Source organism: Bradyrhizobium sp., assembly GCF_049691595.1.
In the GTDB taxonomy this organism is placed as follows: domain Bacteria; phylum Pseudomonadota; class Alphaproteobacteria; order Rhizobiales; family Xanthobacteraceae; genus Bradyrhizobium.
In genome coordinates, this window is the sequence record NZ_JBAVNZ010000607.1 from 1 (window position 1) to 1,581 (window position 1,581).

The window sequence follows — 1,581 nt, forward strand, 5'->3', positions numbered from 1 at the left end:
CAGGATCGACATCCGGCATTCCACCTGTCCGCACGACTGCCCATCGGCCTGCGCGCTCGATATCGAGGTGATCGACGGCCGCGGCATCGGTCGGGTGCGCGGCTCCAAGGTGCAGACCTACACCGCGGGCGTGGTGTGTGCCAAGGTCGCGCGCTATGCCGAGCGCATCCATCATCCCGACAGGCTGATACACCCGATGCGCCGGACCGGGCCGAAAGGCTCCGGCCAGTTCGCGCGGATCTCCTGGGACGAGGCGCTGGACGAGATTGCGGCGCGGTTCGATCAGGCTGAACGCGACTTCGGCGCTGAATCGGTCTGGCCCTATTACTATGCGGGCACCATGGGGCTGGTGATGCGCGATGGCATCAATCGCCTGGCCCATGTGAAGAAATATTCGCGCTTCTACTCGACGATCTGCGCGAACATAGCGCGTATCGGATTCGCCATCGGCACCGGCAAGATCGCCGGCGTCGATCCGCGCGAGATGGGCGTCTCCGACCTGGTCGTGATCTGGGGCACCAATCCCGTGAATACCCAGGTCAACGTGATGACGCATGCGATGCGCGCCCGCAAGGAGCGCGGCGCCAGGATCGCGGCGATCGATATCTACAACAACGACACCATGAAGCAGGCTGACATCAAGATCATCCTGCGGCCCGGCACCGACGGCGCTTTCGCCTGCGGCGTCATGCATGTTCTGTTCCGCGAAGGCTACGCGGATCGGGCCTATATGGATCGCTACACCGATTGCCCGAACGAGCTGGAAGCGCATCTTGCGACGCGCACGCCGCAATGGGCGTCGTCGATATCGGGCGTGCCGGTGGAGGAGATCGAGGCTTTCGCCCGCCTGATCGGTCAGACCAGGCGTTCGTTCTTCCGGCTCGGCTACGGTTTTACCCGCAGCCGCAATGGCGCGGCGCAGATGCATGCGGCGCTGTGCATCCCGGCGGTGACCGGCGCCTGGCAATACGAAGGCGGTGGCGCGTTCTTCAACAATTTCGCGATCTGGCAATTCGATGAATCCATTATCGAGGGCCACGATGCGATCGATCGCACGACCCGCGTGCTCGATCAGTCCAGGATCGGGCGTATCCTGACCGGCGACCCTGAAGCCTTGGCAGGCGGACCGCCGGTCAAGGCAATGCTGATCCAGAACACCAATCCGATGACGGTGGCGCCGGAGCAGGCGCTGGTGCGCCAGGGTTTTGCGCGCGAAGACCTGTTCATGGCGGTGCACGAGCAGTTCATGACCGAGACGGCACAGATGGCTGATATCGTGCTGCCCGCGACCATGTTCATGGAGCATGATGATCTCTATTACGGCGGAGGCCACCAGCATATTTCAGTCGGCGCCAAGCTGATCGATCCGCCCGGCGAATGCCGGTCAAATCATGAGGTGTTGCAGGGTCTCGGCCGCCGCCTCAATGTTGTTCACCCGGGGTTCGAAATGTCGTCGCGCGAACTGATCGACGCGACGCTGAAGAAGAGCGGCCATGGCGATATCGAAACCCTGGAAGCGGACCTGTGGCGCGACGTTCAGCCGGATTTTCGCACCTCGCATTACCTCGACGGCTTCGCGCA

General features: G+C 62.9%; 1 protein-coding gene. It reads left to right on the forward strand.

All coding sequences use genetic code 11. The features are described 5' to 3' along the window. The coding region (locus WCE35_RS24325; protein WP_424595859.1) for a molybdopterin-dependent oxidoreductase at positions 1-1,581 on the forward strand (1,581 nt) is incomplete at both ends.